General features: G+C 63.0%; 15 protein-coding genes and 2 tRNA genes. 14 read left to right on the top strand and 3 right to left on the bottom strand.

From position 1 onward, the window contains the following. The first annotated feature begins 53 nt into the window (after window positions 1-53). Together M1D88_RS13015 and M1D88_RS13010 are read left to right on the top strand one after the other, a co-directional pair. Window positions 54-1106, top strand: coding sequence for a 3-isopropylmalate dehydrogenase (locus tag M1D88_RS13015; RefSeq protein WP_458111244.1), 1053 nt, complete (start codon window positions 54-56; stop codon window positions 1104-1106). 109 nt (window positions 1107-1215) lie between these two features. Beyond that, window positions 1216-2328 (top strand): branched-chain amino acid aminotransferase, encoded by a 1113-nt coding sequence (locus M1D88_RS13010; RefSeq protein ID WP_458111243.1) that lies wholly within the window; start codon window positions 1216-1218, stop codon window positions 2326-2328. Between the two features lie 135 nt (window positions 2329-2463). On the opposite strand, the gene M1D88_RS13005 is transcribed toward M1D88_RS13010, so the two are convergent. Next, complete coding sequence (locus M1D88_RS13005; RefSeq protein WP_458111242.1) at window positions 2464-3057, bottom strand: hypothetical protein; 594 nt, start codon at window positions 3055-3057, stop codon at window positions 2464-2466. On the opposite strand from M1D88_RS13005, the gene M1D88_RS13000 reads away from it, so the two are divergent. From M1D88_RS13000 to M1D88_RS12960, 9 genes are all read left to right on the top strand, one after another. After that, window positions 3044-3181: a hypothetical protein gene (locus tag M1D88_RS13000; RefSeq protein WP_458111241.1), complete on the top strand. Its 138-nt coding sequence runs from the start codon at window positions 3044-3046 to the stop codon at window positions 3179-3181. The genes M1D88_RS13005 and M1D88_RS13000 overlap by 14 nt on opposite strands. After that, on the top strand, window positions 3175-3978 hold the full coding sequence (locus tag M1D88_RS12995; RefSeq protein ID WP_458111240.1) for an MBL fold metallo-hydrolase: 804 nt from the start codon (window positions 3175-3177) through the stop codon (window positions 3976-3978). Before M1D88_RS13000 ends, M1D88_RS12995 begins: the two co-directional genes overlap by 7 nt. Window positions 3979-4017: 39 nt before the next feature. Further along, window positions 4018-4794, top strand: a complete 777-nt coding sequence (locus M1D88_RS12990) for a fumarylacetoacetate hydrolase family protein (protein WP_458111239.1) — start codon at window positions 4018-4020, stop codon at window positions 4792-4794. A 136-nt stretch (window positions 4795-4930) separates the two neighbouring features. Further along, window positions 4931-6454, top strand: a complete 1524-nt coding sequence (gltX, locus tag M1D88_RS12985) for a glutamate--tRNA ligase (protein WP_458111238.1) — start codon at window positions 4931-4933, stop codon at window positions 6452-6454. After that, the gene (locus M1D88_RS12980) at window positions 6454-7182 is read left to right on the top strand and encodes an HAD family hydrolase (RefSeq protein WP_458111237.1); all 729 of its coding nucleotides are present in this window, start codon (window positions 6454-6456) and stop codon (window positions 7180-7182) included. The genes gltX and M1D88_RS12980 overlap by 1 nt, the downstream gene beginning before the upstream one ends. 136 nt (window positions 7183-7318) lie before the next feature. Further along, a tRNA-Gln gene (locus tag M1D88_RS12975) sits at window positions 7319-7390 on the top strand. A gap of 124 nt (window positions 7391-7514) precedes the next feature. Then, a tRNA-Glu gene (locus M1D88_RS12970) sits at window positions 7515-7590 on the top strand. Window positions 7591-7748: 158 nt separating this feature from the next. After that, window positions 7749-9539: a dynamin family protein gene (locus M1D88_RS12965; protein ID WP_458111236.1), complete on the top strand. Its 1791-nt coding sequence runs from the start codon at window positions 7749-7751 to the stop codon at window positions 9537-9539. Then, window positions 9536-11152, top strand: a complete 1617-nt coding sequence (locus M1D88_RS12960) for a GTPase (RefSeq protein WP_458111235.1) — start codon at window positions 9536-9538, stop codon at window positions 11150-11152. The genes M1D88_RS12965 and M1D88_RS12960 overlap by 4 nt, the downstream gene beginning before the upstream one ends. Before the next feature lie 21 nt (window positions 11153-11173). On the opposite strand, the gene M1D88_RS12955 is transcribed toward M1D88_RS12960, so the two are convergent. Together M1D88_RS12955 and M1D88_RS12950 are read right to left on the bottom strand one after the other, a co-directional pair. After that, window positions 11174-11725, bottom strand: a complete 552-nt coding sequence (locus tag M1D88_RS12955; RefSeq protein ID WP_458111234.1) for a DUF1697 domain-containing protein — start codon at window positions 11723-11725, stop codon at window positions 11174-11176. A 70-nt stretch (window positions 11726-11795) separates the two neighbouring features. Beyond that, window positions 11796-12515 carry an IclR family transcriptional regulator gene (locus M1D88_RS12950; protein ID WP_309105467.1) on the bottom strand — a complete coding sequence of 240 codons (720 nt, stop codon included), beginning with the start codon at window positions 12513-12515 and terminating at the stop codon, window positions 11796-11798. Window positions 12516-12627: 112 nt separating this feature from the next. On the opposite strand from M1D88_RS12950, the gene leuC reads away from it, so the two are divergent. The 3 genes from leuC (at window position 12628) to murA (ending at window position 16127) form a co-directional block, all read left to right on the top strand. Beyond that, window positions 12628-14082 carry a 3-isopropylmalate dehydratase large subunit gene (gene leuC / locus M1D88_RS12945; RefSeq protein WP_458111233.1) on the top strand — a complete coding sequence of 485 codons (1455 nt, stop codon included), beginning with the start codon at window positions 12628-12630 and terminating at the stop codon, window positions 14080-14082. Between the two features lie 8 nt (window positions 14083-14090). Next, on the top strand, window positions 14091-14693 hold the full coding sequence (gene leuD / locus M1D88_RS12940) for a 3-isopropylmalate dehydratase small subunit (protein WP_458111232.1): 603 nt from the start codon (window positions 14091-14093) through the stop codon (window positions 14691-14693). Window positions 14694-14801: 108 nt separating this feature from the next. Continuing rightward, window positions 14802-16127: a UDP-N-acetylglucosamine 1-carboxyvinyltransferase gene (gene murA / locus M1D88_RS12935; RefSeq protein WP_458111231.1), complete on the top strand. Its 1326-nt coding sequence runs from the start codon at window positions 14802-14804 to the stop codon at window positions 16125-16127. The last annotated feature ends 12 nt before the right edge of the window (window positions 16128-16139 follow it).

The following is a 16139-nucleotide window of genomic DNA, read 5'->3' as shown; positions in this document are numbered from 1 at the left end:
CGCATTTTGAGACAACTTGACCATTATGTGGATGGCTTGGCTACCCTGAAGACATGAGCGCATCCACCATTGATCTTGCTGTCATTCCCGGCGATGGCATCGGCCCTGAGGTCATTGCCGAAGCCCTGAAGGTCCTGGAGAAAGTGGCGGCCACCGAAGGTGTCGCCATTGAGCAGACCCACTACAAACTGGGCGCGCAGCACTGGCTGGAGAGCGGCGAAACTCTTCCGGATGAGGTTCTCGAGGACCTGCGAACCCGGGACGCCATCCTTTTTGGCGCAGTGGGAGCGGCGCCCGGGGACACCCGGATCCCGTCCGGTCTTATAGAACGCGAGATGTTGCTCAAGCTGAGGTTCAGCCTCGATCACTTCGTCAACCTGCGGCCGTCCAAGCTGTATGGGGGAGTGGGGAGTCCGCTCGCCAACCCGGGAGTTGTCGATTTCGTCGTGGTCCGGGAGGGTACCGAGGGCCCTTATGTAGGAAACGGTGGCACCCTCCGTGGTGGAACGCCCCACGAGGTGGCTACTGAGGTCTCGCTGAATACAGCCCACGGAGTGGAACGGGTCGTCCGCGATGCCTTCCGCCGGGCCAGCGAGCGTCCGCGCAAGAAGGTCACCCTGGTCCACAAGCACAACGTGCTGGTGTACGCCGGTCACTTGTGGAAGCGCACCGTCGAGGCTGTCGCCCAGGAGTTCCCCGAGGTCAGCCACGATTACCTGCATGTGGATGCCGCCACGATTTTCATGGTCACCGACCCCGCCCGTTTTGATGTCATTGTGACGGATAACCTCTTTGGCGACATCCTCACCGACCTCGCGGCGGCCGTGACGGGCGGCATTGGTCTGGCAGCTTCGGGCAACCTCAATATGGAACGCACAGCGCCTTCCATGTTCGAACCCGTTCACGGCTCTGCCCCGGATATCGCTGGACAGCAAAAGGCGGACCCGACGGCGGCCATCCTGTCTGCGGCGCTGTTGCTGGACCACCTCGGCTACTCCGAGGCGGCACGGAAGGTCGAAGCGGCAGTAATTGCCGACGTCGAAAGCCGCGACGGCGGAGCCCGCAGTACCTCCGCAATCGGCGACGCGATTGCGGCCGCCCTGTAGGTCCGGCCCGTCCGGCCAGCAGGCGTAAGCTAGTTTCGAATCACCAAACCGCTGCCGTGGTCCGAGGCTGAACCACGTTCACCATCAGGCAGCCAACCGTGGAGGAAACATGACTCAGACTGCCCATGGCGTCGAATTCACCCAGCAACTTTCGGCAACCCCGAAGTCAGCTGAAGAGCGTGCAGCCATCCTGGCGAACCCAGGATTTGGCAACTTCTTTACCGACCACACCGCCGTCGTCGACTACAGCGTCGACGCCGAGGGGAAGGGCGGCTGGCACAGCCCCCGCGTGGAGGCTTACGGGCCGATTACCTTGGACCCCTCCGCCGCCGTCTTCCACTACGGCCAGGAAATCTTCGAAGGCCTTAAGGCCTATCGCCACGCAGACGGCTCCATCTGGACCTTCCGGCCTGAGGCGAATGCAGCACGCCTGAACAAGTCCGCCCGACGCCTGGCGCTCCCGGAACTTCCGGAGGAGTACTTCCTGGGAGCAATCCGCGAGCTCGTCGCAGCGGACAAGGAATGGGTACCTTCCGGCGACGGCGAAGCCCTCTACCTTCGCCCGTTCATGATCGCCACCGAAGCCTTCCTCGGAGTGCGGGCTGCCCGCGAAGTGTCGTTCAGGGTCATAGCCTCCCCGGCCGGAAACTACTTTGGCGGAGAACTCAAACCCGTCTCTATCTGGATCTCGCGTGAGTACGCACGCGCAGGCCGTGGCGGCACCGGTGACGCCAAATGCGGTGGCAACTACGCGGCGTCCCTGATCGCCCAACAGGAAGCCGAAGCCCACGGCTGCAAGCAGGTCCTCTTCCTTGACCAGTTCAATGACAATGCAGTTGAGGAACTGGGCGGCATGAACGTCTTCTTCGTTCTGAAGGACGGTTCCCTGGTGACACCGGCACTCACCGGCACCATCCTGGAAGGCATCACCCGGATGTCCGTTATCCAGGTGGCCAAGGACATGGGCCGCCAGGTCAGCGAACGCAAGATCACCCTCGACGAATGGCGTGACGGCGTGGCCTCAGGCGAGATCACCGAAGTCTTTGCCTGCGGCACAGCCGCCGTCATTACTCCGATCGGCGTTCTGAAGGACGCTACCGAATTCATCGGGTCTGAAGACGCGACGGCGGGGGAGACCACCATGGCGATCCGCGAAAAGCTGCTGGGCATCCAGACCGGAACGGTCGAGGACACGCACGGCTGGCTGACCCGGCTGGCCTAGCCGCGGCTCTCACCGCCGGGATGTAAGGGATGTAGGTACGACGGCGGGTGGCCGGCACTGCGGTAACAAAAACACAGTGCCGGGCAGCCGCCGTCGACCTTTAACCCCTGCCTGACCCGAGACTGGCCTTGGACCTCAGCGCCGGGCGGCCTTCCGGGCTGCGTTCTTCAATGCCTTACGCGAGACCGGCTTCAGAGCCTTCCGGGCCGCTTCATCCGCCAGGGCTTGGTTGCGGCGGGCGTCGATGACGTCGTTCCAGAGCGTGGTCGCAAAGACGCCGCCGTCCTGCGCGTAAACATCATAGGGGTAGTCGGCAAAGATGGACGGCGTGGTGCTGCCATTGGGCAGATCCGTCTTGTTCGCCTTGGCCACGGCATCCGCCACAGCCCAGGTCCGGGTCAGGTGCTGGGCGAGGTTCTCCTGGACGAAAATATGAACGTCGCTGGAGGCCGCGGCGCGTTCCAGGAGTTTGGCGAGATCGTCCGCGAGGTATTTGGCCGCCCATTCTTCCCGGGACTCTGAGCCTGGCGGCAGATCCTCGGCGACACCTTCCACCGCCTCGCTCCAATCGGCGGTCTCGCGGAACTTCTTCCATGTGGGGAACCAGACAATGCTGCCCGTAGCGTGGTTGTGGATGTGCTTGAGTCCGCTGTTCTTCTCTGTTGCGGCATGATCGTGGCCGGCAGCATCAGCTTCGGCGAGGAGTTCTGCAAGCGTGGTTGTGCTCATATTGGCTGGTTCCGGCTTCCTGGTGGAGATGGTCTTCACTGGAGATCAACCCGGGCCGCCGGGTGTCTATTCCGGCGCAGCGGACGGTGGCTATACCGGGGTCGATGCAAAGATGGGATGGTGACTTCAGCTTCCGGCCCCATCGTGCACCGCAGCTCTGCCCTGACGCAGTTCATCCTGGCCCCCAACCCCGGGCCAATGAGCCTGGAGGGCACCAACTCTTACATACTGCGCGCTGCCGGCAGCCCGGCCGCTATTGTGGTGGACCCCGGCCCACTGGACGAAGCCCACCTCCAGGCTCTTGCCGGGACCGGCGGCGTGGAACTCATCCTTGTTACCCACCGTCACGCTGACCACACGGCCGGCTCGGCCCGGCTGCATGAGTTGACGGGTGCCCCCGTGCGTGCTGCCGGCCCCGCCCACTGCCATGGCGGCGGCCTCCCGCTGCAGGATGGCGATACGGTGACGGCACCCGGGCTGACAGTCCGGCTCCTGGCGACCCCCGGCCACACTTCGGACTCTGTCTGCTTCCACCTCCCCGACGACGGCCCGCACGGCTCTGTCCTGACCGGCGACACCATCCTGGGCCGTGGCACCACCATGCTGGACTATCCCGACGGGAGACTTGGGGATTATCTCAAGTCGCTGGACCGGCTTGAGGCGTTTGGGGGCGCCACCGTCCTGCCTGCGCACGGTCCCGTACTGCCTTCCATGGATGCGATCGTCCGCGCCTATCGCGACCACCGTCAGGAACGGTTGGATCAGATCCGGGACGCACTGGACCGGCTTGGCCTCGATGCCTCGGTGGGCGAGGTTGCGGATTTGGTGTATTCCGACGTCGGACCTTCAGTGCGGAGGGCGGCTGAAATGTCGGTTGCGGCGCAGCTGGACTACCTCCGTGGATCCGCCGGACACGGCTGAGCGCCGGACGCGGTGGCCGGAGACGGTAGGCTGGAAACCATGCGTATCGCCCGGTTTGTTGTTGATTCTGATCCCGTCTACGGCGTTGTTGAAGGCCAGCCTGGAAGCGAGGAGATCACTGTCATCAACGGCGATCCCTTCTTCCATGGAGTGGAGCGCACGGCCGTCAGGCACAAGCTGGAGGATGTCCGTCTCCTCGCCCCCATCATTCCGCGGAGCAAGGTAATTGGCGTGGGCCGCAATTTTGTGGAGCATGTCCGCGAGTTAGGCAACGAGATCCCGGCTCATCCGCTGCTCTTCTTGAAGCCGAACACGTCGGTCATCGGGCCCAATGACCCCGTAGTGCTGCCCGAGTTCTCCGATGAAGTATCTTTCGAGGCTGAACTCTGCGTCGTTATCGGACGGATCTGCAAGGACGTTCCGGAGGAGCGGGTGGACGACGTCATCTTTGGATACACCTGCGGGAACGACCTCACGGCGCGGGATGTCCAGAAGACGGACCTGCAATGGGCCAGGGCCAAGGGCTTTGACACCTCTGCTCCCCTGGGTCCCTGGATCGAAACCGAACTGGACACCGAGGACATTTCCATCCAGGGCCGGCTCAATGGTGAACTGCGTCAGGACGGCAGCACCAGCCAGATGATCCGCGGGGTCCGCGAGCTCGTTTCGATCGTGTCGCAGGCCTTTACTCTCCTGCCGGGTGACGTCATTATGACCGGCACTCCTGCCGGCGTCGGCCTGGTCCAGGCGGGCGACCGCTACGAAGTCGAGATCGAGGGCATTGGCCGCCTCTCCAACCCGATAGTCCGCCGCTGACTGATGCGGCGAGGCCCCTCACTGATGCGGCGAGGCCGCTGACTGATGCGGCTGAGCCGCTGAGAGAGTGAAGCGACGGCACACTCTGGGGTCCGCGGACGACGTCCCCGGCAGGGGCGGTAAAGTTGGACGCACTATGACTACTCCTTCCGTGCCCAACGACGCCCTCGACGCTGCTGCCGCCCCCACCGATTCCGCTTCGAAGGTCCGCGTCCGCTTCTGCCCTTCGCCCACCGGTACGCCCCACGTCGGGCTCATCCGTACAGCCCTGTTCAACTGGGCCTACGCCAAGCACACCAAGGGCACCTTCGTCTTCAGGATTGAGGACACGGATGCAGCGCGCGATTCCGAGGAGAGCTACCAGCAGCTGCTTGAAGCGCTGAAGTGGCTTGGCATCACCTGGGAAGAAGGCGTTGAGGTCGGAGGGCCGCACGAGCCCTACCGCCAGTCCCAGCGGCTAGATCTTTACAAGGACGTCGTCTCCCGGCTCATTGAGGGCGGCCACGCCTACGAGTGCTACTCCTCCCCGGAGGAGGTCGAAGCACGCCACCGGGCAGCTGGCCGCGACCCCAAGCTGGGTTATGACAACTTTGACCGTGAGCTCACGCAGGAGCAGATTGCGGCGTTTAAGTCCGAGGGCCGCCAGCCTGTGCTGCGCATGCGCATGCCGGACGAGGACGTGACGTTCACGGACTTGGTTCGAGGCGAGATCACCTTTAAGGCAGGGAGCATCCCGGACTATGTGATCGTCCGGGCAGACGGCTCACCGCTCTACACGCTGGTTAACCCCGTGGACGATGCCCTCATGGGGATCACCCACGTGCTGCGCGGAGAGGACCTGCTGTCCTCAACGCCCCGCCAGGTGGTAATGATCAACGCACTCATGAAGCTCGGTGTTGCCCAGTACCTTCCCGAGTTCGGCCACCTGCCCTACGTCATGGGTGAGGGCAACAAGAAGCTCTCCAAGCGCGATCCGCAGTCCAACCTCTTCCTGCTCCGGGACCGCGGCTTCATCCCCGAGGGACTCCTGAACTACCTTTCCCTCCTAGGCTGGAGCCTGTCAGCGGATGAAGACATTTTCACTGTCGACCAGCTCATTGAATACTTTGATGTGCACGACGTTCTGGCAAACCCGGCGCGGTTCGACATCAAGAAGGCCGAGGCCATCAACGGCACCCACGTGCGCATGTTGGAAGCCGACGACTTCCGGAACCGCCTGGTTCCGTACCTCCGCTCAGCGGGTCTTGTGGGCGAATCCCTCACTGAACGTGAGGAGGAGGTTCTCAGCGAGGCGGCACCGCTGATCCAGGAGCGGATTGCCCTGCTCGGGGAAGCGCCAGAGATGCTGGCCTTCCTTTTCAAGAACGACGACGCGATCGACGTCGCGGACGACGCCCGCAAGGGACTGCCGCAGAACCTCACCGAGGTGCTGGATGCCGCCATTGCAGCGCTCGAACCCGTCACGGGCTGGACTGCTGAAAATATCCAGATTGCCTTGAAGGAGGCCTTGGTCGAAGGGATGGGGATTAAACCCCGGCTCGCTTTCGGTCCCGTCCGAACCGCGGTATCCGGCAGGCGCATTTCGCCGCCCCTGTTCGAATCCATGGTCATACTGGGCAAGGAGTCTTCACTGAAGCGCCTGCAGGCCTTCCGCGGCTGATGAATCAGCCAGCAGGAGGGGCCTTGCACACGGAATTCGGAGCAGTTAGGGGCGTCCTGTTTGATATTGATGACACCCTGGTCGATCTCGAGTTTTCCATGACGACCGCCCTGCGTGATGTCAGTGAGCACCTCCTGCCCGGGCTGGACCAGGCCGGGTGGGAGAAGTTCGGCAGGATCTTCACCCATGAGACCACCCATTTTTTCGACCGATATCTGGCTGGGGAACTGACGTTCAACGAGCAAAGGCTTCTTCGAGGGCGGGCTGCCTTGGGGCATTTCGGGGTGAATCTGGGGGAGGGGGAGGAAGCCCGCAACTGGCTCACCTCCTATGCCCGGATCCAGCCCGGCTACGTCCGCGCCTTTGCCGACGTCGAACCCGTCCTGGACGCACTCGATGCCGCCGGGATTCCCTATGGCGCCGTCAGCAACAATGTCCATGATTATCAAAGGGCAAAGCTGGACAACGCCGGGCTGCAACGTATCCGATTGCTGGTCGGCACGGACACCGTCGGAGTCCCGAAGCCCGATCCTGCGATCTACCTTGAGGGCGTCCGGCTTCTGGGAATTCCCGCCGCGGAAACACTGTTCGTGGGTGATAATCCTTTGCTTGATGCAGAAGGAGCCACCGCGGCCGGCCTGCTCGGAGTGTGGCTCAACAGAACCGGCCAGCCGGCCACGGAATTCACCGGCAGGGAAGTCAGCACCCTCGCTGAACTGCTGCCTTAGTCCGCTTCCGGCGGCACGACTCTGCGGCGCGGTGTTGCCGATTTGTGCGAGCCAAAACTCTCGGGTAAAGTAATTACTCGTGCTGAGGCGCTGGGAGCGCGGGTTTTGACCCGCAGATCCAGCCCGAAAGTTCTATTGGGATATGGTGTAATTGGCAACACTACGGTTTCTGGTACCGTCATTCTAGGTTCGAGTCCTGGTATCCCAGCTCTGAAATATCACTGGAAATAGCGGTATTTCAGAACTTCAACCGGTTTTACCGATTTGAAACGCTCGCGGAAAGTATGAAACAATCTTTCGGTGCGCGAGGCAGAAATGCCACGGAAGTACACGGCCCCATCGTATAGCGGCCTAGTACGCTGCCCTCTCACGGCGGTAACGCGGGTTCGAATCCCGCTGGGGTCACCACAAAGGGCCGGAAACTCAAGGGTTTCCGGCCCTTAGTCTTTGTATCCAGGTCCCCAAGTCAGCGCTTACGCCTGTTCGCTCCATCACGCGCCAAAGCGCGAATCTCCCCTTTCATCAGGCTCATCGGAAATCGTTTCCAAGGCTGGCATGATGTTGATGTGACCTCCAATGAAATCACCGGTGCTGGCGGGAGCCCTACGCCGGTTCAACGGACGGCCGCGGCGATTGAACTCCTTGAAGGCGTTCACGAAGAGCTGTCGGCCGTAGCGCTGCCCCTCGCCCTCGCTGGCGCGGACGAGGCGCGGATGGCGGTCCTGCATTCCCTGGCGCAGCTTGAGGATTACATCCTGCCCCGGTATCGCAGCCTGGATGCGCCACTGCTTGCCGTAGTGGGCGGCTCCACCGGTGCCGGGAAATCAACCCTGGTCAACGCGCTGGTGGGACACCCAGTTACCCGCGCGGGCGCCATTCGTCCCACGACGCGCCAGCCCATTCTGCTCCACCATCCCGCTGATGCCGAGTGGTTTGAAGGCCAACGCGTCCTGCCGAACTTGAGCCGGATCCGAGGCACAGTCCTCCCCACCCCCCTCCGGGCAAGCCAGGCGGGCCACGCAGGCCAGACCCCGGAGCCGGGGCCGGTTTCGTCCCTCGTCCTGGTGGGTGATCCCTCGGTGCCGACGGGAATAGCAGTACTTGACGCTCCCGACGTCGACTCCATCTCAGATGCGAACCGCCAGCTCGCAGGTCAACTGCTGGCTGCAGCGGACCTCTGGATCTTTGTTACCACCGCCAACCGCTACGCCGACGCGGTCCCATGGAAACTCCTCCTTGATGCCGCCTCACGGGACATACTGGTGGCTGTCGTCCTGGACAGGGTCCCGGCTTCGGCCGAGACGGAGGTCAGCACCGACCTCCGTGCCATGCTCCAGCGCGAAGGATTGGGCCAAGCCAGGCTCTTCATTGTTCCGGAAGTGGAATTGGACGGTCTCGGGATGCTGCCGCAAGCCACCGTAGAGCCCATCAGGAATTGGCTGCAGGACCTCGCCGCAGACGCTGCAGGGCGGGCCGATATTGCACGCAGGACTCTCAACGGAACTGTCAAAGGACTGGCTGTGCGCGTTGCTGGTGCAGGCAAGGCCGTGGAAGATCAACAGCGGGCGGCGGAGGCTCTGGCGGACGACGTACGAGACGCCTACACTGACGCCGTTGCCAGGATTCTGGAAGCCACCCGGGACGGAGCCCTGCTCAGGGGCGAGGTGCTGGCACGATGGCAGGACTTTGTTGGCACGGGGGAGTTCTTCCGGACGCTTGAACAGAACATTGGCCGCGCCCGCGACAGGATCGGTGCCTACTTTCGCGGTGAGCCGGCTCCGGCAGTCAAGGTGGAGACCGCAATCGAAACAGGTCTTCAAGCCGTGATCATGGACGAAGCGGCTAATGCTGCCGAAGATTCAGATCGGCGCTGGCGCTCTGACCCGGCCGGCCGCCAATTGTTGGGAACCGATGACCTGAGCGGCACGAGTCCGGGTTTCGGGGACAAGGTGGCCGCTGAGATCCGGGACTGGCAGGGCGCGCTGATGGAACTGATCAGGACCGAGGGCCAGGGAAGGCGCACCCAGGCCCGGTGGCTTTCCTTTGGCGTGAATGGACTCGGGGCGGCGCTTATGATTGTTGTGTTTTCCATGACTGCCGGCCTGACAGGCCTGGAGATCGGTGTTGCCGGCGGTACCGCAGTCGTAGGGCAAAAACTGCTGGAGGCTGTTTTCGGTGAGGACGCCGTGAGGCGCCTCGCACGGACGGCGCGGGAGGACCTGCACGTACGCTGCGAAAAGCTGCTTCGGGCCGAGCAGCAAAGGTTCCTGGTAAGGCTCGAGAGCGACGGCGGCGTTTCTCCCCAGACATTGCAGGCCCGTGCGGAAGCACTTGAGACGCTTGCGGCTGCCGGATGAGCCGTCACGGTGCAGCGCGGGAAGCTTCAGAACTTCACCGCAGGCTGGAGGCCCTGAATGACGCCCGCGCGCTGGCGGAGGGCGTCTTATCCGACGAATCGCTGGATGCCGTGTTCGAGGTGCTGGAACGGGCAAGTTCGCGTCGTTCGCTCTCGACCGACCACACGGTGGTGGGATTTTTCGGAGCAACCGGCAGCGGAAAATCTTCGCTCTTCAACGCTGTCGGGGGAGCGGAGATTGCGACGGCGGCTGCCCGGCGGCCAACGACGTCAGAACCCCTGGCGAGCGTTTGGGGCGTCCCGGGAAGTGAACCCCTCCTTGACTGGCTGGAGGTCAGCCAACGTCACCATGCGTCGGCTGTACCGGGGTTTGCCGATGAAACAACCGGGCTGATCCTGCTTGACCTTCCGGACTTTGACTCCACCCGGACTGCCAACCGTGAAATTGTGCAGCGGATGGTTGGTCTGGTGGATGTCCTGGTCTGGGTACTTGATCCGCAAAAATACGCCGACGCAGCTGTCCACAACGATTTTCTGACTCCTCTGGCCTCGCATGCAGCCGTGACCCTGGTGGTCCTGAACCAGATCGACAGGCTGCCAAAATCCGAGGTTAGTCCGGTACTGGAGTCCCTGCGGGAAATTCTTGCCCGTGACGGGCTGGGGCGGGTACAGGTACTTGGCACTTCGGCGGTAACAGGGGAAGGCGTTGATGAGGTCAGGGCTGCGGTCCGGCGCGTGGTGTTGCAGCGCGAGGCATCGTCCAAGCGGCTGGCTGCAGACGTGGCGCGTGAGTCTTCCCGGCTGGCTGCGGAATCGGGTGATGGGGAAGCCGCCGGAGTGTCTTCAGCCGCACGGGCACGCCTCGCTGATGAGCTGGCCTCCGCCGCAAATGTTCCGCTCGTGGTGGAAGCTGTCGCCAAGTCGTACACCATTGAATCCACACGACGGACGGGCTGGCCGGTAACGCGCTGGCTGGTGCGTTTCCGCCCGGATCCGTTGCGCAGGCTCAATCTGCGCAGGAACGAACCGTCGGCCGTCAACAGGACCTCGCTGCCCCCGGCCGGAGCTCCGGAACGTGCAAGGACGGATGCCGCCGTCCGCGAATTTGCCGACGCTGCAAGCGAAGGTGCTCCCGGTCCCTGGCGCGCGGTGATCCGCAGCGCCGCCCGGGATGCCCGGGACCAATTGCCCGATGCCCTTGACCAGGCAGTTGCAGGGACTGAGTTATCGGCCGGAAAAAAGTCCTGGTGGTGGCCTGTCTTCAACCTTGTCCAGTGGCTGGCGCTGCTGACGGTCCTTGGCGGACTCGGTTGGCTGGCTGGCCTCGCGGTCCTCGGCTACTTGCAGTTGCCGGTTCCGCAGGCGCCCAGGGTGGAAGGGTGGCCGTTGCCCACGCTGATGGTCCTCGGTGGAGTGGTGCTGGGGATATTCCTTGCGATCACCGGGAGGGTCATAGCGGCTGCTGCGGCCAGGGTGCGCGCTGCTTCGGCAAGGAGGAGGCTGAAAAGTGCCGTAACTGCAGTAGCTGAGCGGAGGGTGGTGGAGCCAGTGGAGGCGCAGATCAGCCGATTGCGATCATTCAGTGCCGCGCTCAAGGCCGCCCGCGCCAAGTGACGCCGGCTGGCGTCACACCTCTCAAAGAGCCTTTGCAGCATCCCGCACCTTGATCAACGTGCGAAGGTTGCGTGTGGTGGTGGTCGATTTGTAGCGCGGCTTGGCAGACACCTTGCTGACCGGGCTTTCGAGGGTTCCCCCTGCGGGAGCCAGCCAGGCCACGGCCTCCGGGCCCAGCCGCTGGACGCCGTTTGCTTCGGGCTCCCCGCCTTCAAGAGAGACGGCGGCTGCGACCATGTCGTCAAGCATTGCCGGATCCGATGACAGTGTGACGTAGCTGTGGGTGCTTTTATCGTCTGCCGGATACGGGCAGGCTTCCACAAGATCCGCCACCCGTTCGCAAGTCAAAACCACCACCCAGGCGTCATAACCGAAGGACTCACGCAGGCAGGTCTCAAATTGCTTCTTTACTGCAGCCGGGTCCAAATCGCTGGTCAGCACAACGTTTCCGCTGGCCAGGAGAGTCTTCACGTTATTGAACGAACACTGCTTAAGGGCCTTTTGGAGATCGGCCATTCTGATATTGATGCCGCCCACATTGACGCCGCGGAGAAACACTGCGTAGCTGGTCATGTTGCCAGCCTACTGCCGGCGTCGGCGGTATCTCAGCTGCGCCGGAATACACCAGGCAGCCGGTTTGCCGTCAGTCGTTGGTCTTGCGGAGGGCATCAGTCAGGAGGCGGGCAGCATTGCAGACCACTTCGGCATGGAGCCTTCCTGGCTGGCGCGTTAGACGCTCGATCGGGCCGGAGATGGAAACCGCGGCAATCACTCGTCCGGACGGTCCGCGGACGGGAGCCGAAACTGAGGCGACACCAGGCTCACGTTCACCCAGGCTCTGACCCCAGCCCCGCCGTCGTACTCCTGCGAGGACCGTGGGGGTGAAGCGGGCTGACTGGAGACCTTCAAGAAGGCGGTCATGGTCCTCCCAAGCCAACAGCACCTGGGCAGCAGATCCGGCTTTCATGGACAGTTGCGTGCCAACCGGGATTGTGTCGCGGAGCCCGATGGGGCGTTCGGCGGAGGCGACGCAGACGCGCCAGTCGCCCTGTCGGCGGAAGATCTGGGCGCTTTCGCCGGTGGCATCGCGCAATTGCATGAGTACGGGGCCGGCGGAAGCTATCAGGCGGTCCTCGCCTGCAGCGGATGCGAGCTCAACCAGGCGGCTGCCCAGGACAAACCTTCCCTGGATATCCCGGCTCACGAGCCTGTGATGGACAAGGGCAAGAGCGAGCCGATGCACCGTTGGCCGCGCCAGCCCCGTAGCCGCCACAAGCTGCGCCAGGGTGGTGGGTCCGGCCTCCAGTGCGTCAAGCACATGGGCCGCTTTATCGATGACACCGACTCCGCTAGAATTGTCCATGTACTGATATTGCCGTCTCATTATCTGAGATGCAAATCTTTGGACTGGCTTATTACAGAGGTCTGCTGATTCAGTGGATGTTAACAGCCAACAGCAGTGAAGGGAGATGGCCATGGCAAATACATTGGCCGAGAAAGTCTGGGACGCGCACGTGGTGCGCAAAGGCGACGGCGACGGCGCCAACGCTCAGCCGGACCTTCTTTACATCGACCTTCACCTGGTCCACGAAGTGACGTCACCGCAGGCCTTCGAAGGCCTCCGGTTGGCCGGCCGCAAGCTGCGCCGCCCCGACCTCACTATTGCCACCGAAGACCACAACACGCCGACACTGGACATCGACAAGCCCATTGCCGACCTCACCAGCCGGACCCAGATCCAGACCTTGCGGAACAACTGCAAGGAATTCGGCGTCAGGCTGCATTCCCTCGGTGACGCTGAACAGGGAATCGTGCACGTCGTTGGCCCGCAGCTCGGCCTGACCCAGCCCGGGATGACAGTTGTCTGCGGGGACTCGCACACCTCCACCCACGGGGCATTCGGCGCACTCGCAATGGGTATCGGCACGTCCGAGGTGGAGCACGTTATGGCTACCCAGACCCTGTCCCTGAAGCCGTTCAAGACCATGGCTATCAACGTCGAAGGCACCCTGAAGCCAGGCGTTTCCGCCAAGGACATAATCCTGGCGGTAATCGCGAAAATCGGTACGGGCGGCGGCCAGGGCTATGTCCTGGAGTACCGCGGATCCGCCATCCGGGCGCTCTCGATGGAAGCCCGGATGACCATCTGCAACATGTCTATCGAAGCCGGCGCCCGCGCCGGCCTGGTGGCTCCGGACGAAACCACGTACGCCTACATGAAGGGCCGCCCGCACGCGCCCCAGGGCGCCGAGTGGGATGCCGCCGTCGAGTACTGGAACACCCTGCTGACGGAAGACGACGCGACGTTCGACGCGGAAGTGGACCTCGACGCCGATACTCTTGAGCCGTTTGTCACCTGGGGCACGAACCCGGGCCAAGGTGTGTCCTTGTCCTCCAAGGTCCCCTCGCCCGAGGATTTCGGTGACGAAAACGCCAAAGCGGCGGCCGAACGTGCCCTGCAGTACATGGGACTGAAAGCCGGAACACCGATGAAGGAAATCCGGGTGGACACCGTGTTCCTCGGTTCCTGCACCAATTCACGCATGGAGGATCTCCGGGCCGCTGCGGACATCGTCCGCGGGCGCCAGAAGGACCCCAACATCCGCATGCTCGTCGTGCCGGGATCCGCCCGGGTGCGGCTTGAAGCCGAGGCTGAGGGCCTGGACAAGATCTTCAAGGACTTCGGTGCAGAGTGGCGCTTCGCCGGATGCTCCATGTGCCTGGGCATGAACCCCGACCAACTGGAAGTGGGGGAGCGCTGCGCTTCGACCTCCAACCGGAACTTTGAGGGCCGGCAGGGCAAGGGTGGCAGGACACACCTCGTTTCGCCCGTTGTGGCCGCCGCTACCGCTGTCCGCGGAACCCTCAGTTCCCCGTCGGATCTGGACCCCGCTCCGGACACCGCAGCCACCCGCACCGACGCCGCCTAGGAGCATCTATGGAAAAGTTCACCACCCACACCGGAATTGGCGTCCCGCTGCGACAGAGCAATGTGGACACCGACCAGATCATCCCCGCGGTCTACCTCAAGCGCATCACCAGGACCGGTTTCGAGGACGCCTTGTTCTCAGCCTGGCGCAAGGACCCGTCGTTCATCCTGAACCAGGCTCCGTTCAATGCGGGATCTGTCCTTGTTGCCGGCCCGGACTTCGGGACGGGTTCCTCGCGCGAGCATGCAGTGTGGGCCCTGAAGGATTACGGCTTTAAGACAGTTCTCTCTTCACGCTTCGCTGACATCTTCCGTGGCAACTCCGGCAAGCAGGGTCTGCTCGCGGCCGAACTGGCCCAGGATGACATCGAACTCATCTGGAAGATCCTCGAGAACGCCCCGGGCACGGAGGTAACTGTTGACCTCGTTTCCAAGACAGTCACCTGCGGTAACGTCGTTGCCCCCTTCGAGATTGATGACTACACCCGCTGGCGGCTCCTGGAGGGTCTCGATGACATCGGACTGACCCTCAAATACGAGGAAGACATCACCGCCTACGAAGCCACCCGGCCCTCGTTCAAACCCAAGACCCTGCCTGCACGGCTGTCCTGAGACGTCCTCCGGACTGCGCCTGCATTTCGGTTCGGAACAGCCAACTCATATGCTTAGCGGGAGCCTTTGGAAGTATTGGGGGGCGAGTAATCGTGAGGAAACCGGTATATGAGTAGTGTTCTGACAATCCGCGGAGGCGTCCCGCTTACAGGTCGCGTCACCGTCCGTGGGGCCAAGAACCTCGTCCCCAAGGCGATGGTTGCGGCCTTGCTGGGCAACGAGCCGTCCCTGCTGCGGAACGTTCCTGAAATTAAGGACGTCGAGGTAGTTACCAGCCTCCTGCAGCTGCATGGCGTCACCGTGGAGAAGGATCCCATCACCGGCGATCTCACCCTGGACCCCAAGGATGCCAAGACGGCCTCCAGCACGGCAATCGATGCCCACGCGGGAGACTCCCGCATTCCCATCCTTCTCTGCGGACCGCTGATCCACGCGATTGGCGAGGCGTTCATCCCCGACCTCGGGGGCTGCAAGATTGGCGACCGGCCCATCGACTACCACCTCGATGTGCTGCGGCAGTTCGGCGCTGTGGTGGAGAAGCGGCCTGGTGGCATCCACATCTCTGCCCCCCGGGGCTTGCAGGGAGCAAAGATTTCCCTGCCTTATCCCTCGGTAGGCGCCACAGAGCAGGTTCTGCTCAGCGCCACACGTGCGGAAGGCATCACCGAACTCTCGGGTGCGGCTACCGAACCGGAGATTGTGGACCTCATCGCCGTGCTCCAAAAAATGGGCGCCATCATCAGCGTTCAGACGGACCGGACCATCCGCATCGAGGGCGTCCGTGACCTCGGCGGTTACAACCACCGCGCTCTCTCGGACCGCAACGAGTCGGCGTCGTGGGCCTCGGCCGCACTGGTGACACGAGGCGATATCTTCGTCGAAGGTGCCACCCAGCGGGACATGATGACGTTCCTCAACACCTACCGCAAGGTGGGCGGAGGAATGGATATCGGCGAGGACGGCATCCGTTTCTATCACCACGGTGGCAAGCTGAGTCCCCTGGTGCTGGAGACCGACGTGCATCCCGGCTTCATGACTGACTGGCAGCAGCCGCTGGTTGTGGCCCTTACCCAGGCCGAGGGCGTGTCCATCGTCCACGAGACCGTGTACGAAAACCGCTTCGGCTTCACGGATGCACTCCTCCGCATGGGGGCCAACATCCAGGTGCACCGGGAGTGCCTGGGCAGCGTCCCCTGCCGCTTCGGGCAACGCAACTTCCTGCACTCGGCCGTTATTTCCGGTTCCACGCAACTCAAGGGAACCGACATTGATGTTCCCGATCTTCGCGGCGGCTTCAGCCACCTCATCGCAGCCCTGGCGGCGACCGGAACGTCGCGCGTCACCGGCATCGACATCATTAACCGGGGCTACGAACGGTTCACCGAGAAGCTCGCGGGCCTGGGCGCCGATTTCGACATCACTGCAGTTAAGTAGCGGGGGCTCCCT

This window comes from Arthrobacter sp. R1-13 (assembly GCF_054161475.1).
The sequence above is the reverse complement of the archived record's forward strand: the minus strand, read 5'-3'. Positions and strand labels throughout refer to the sequence as shown.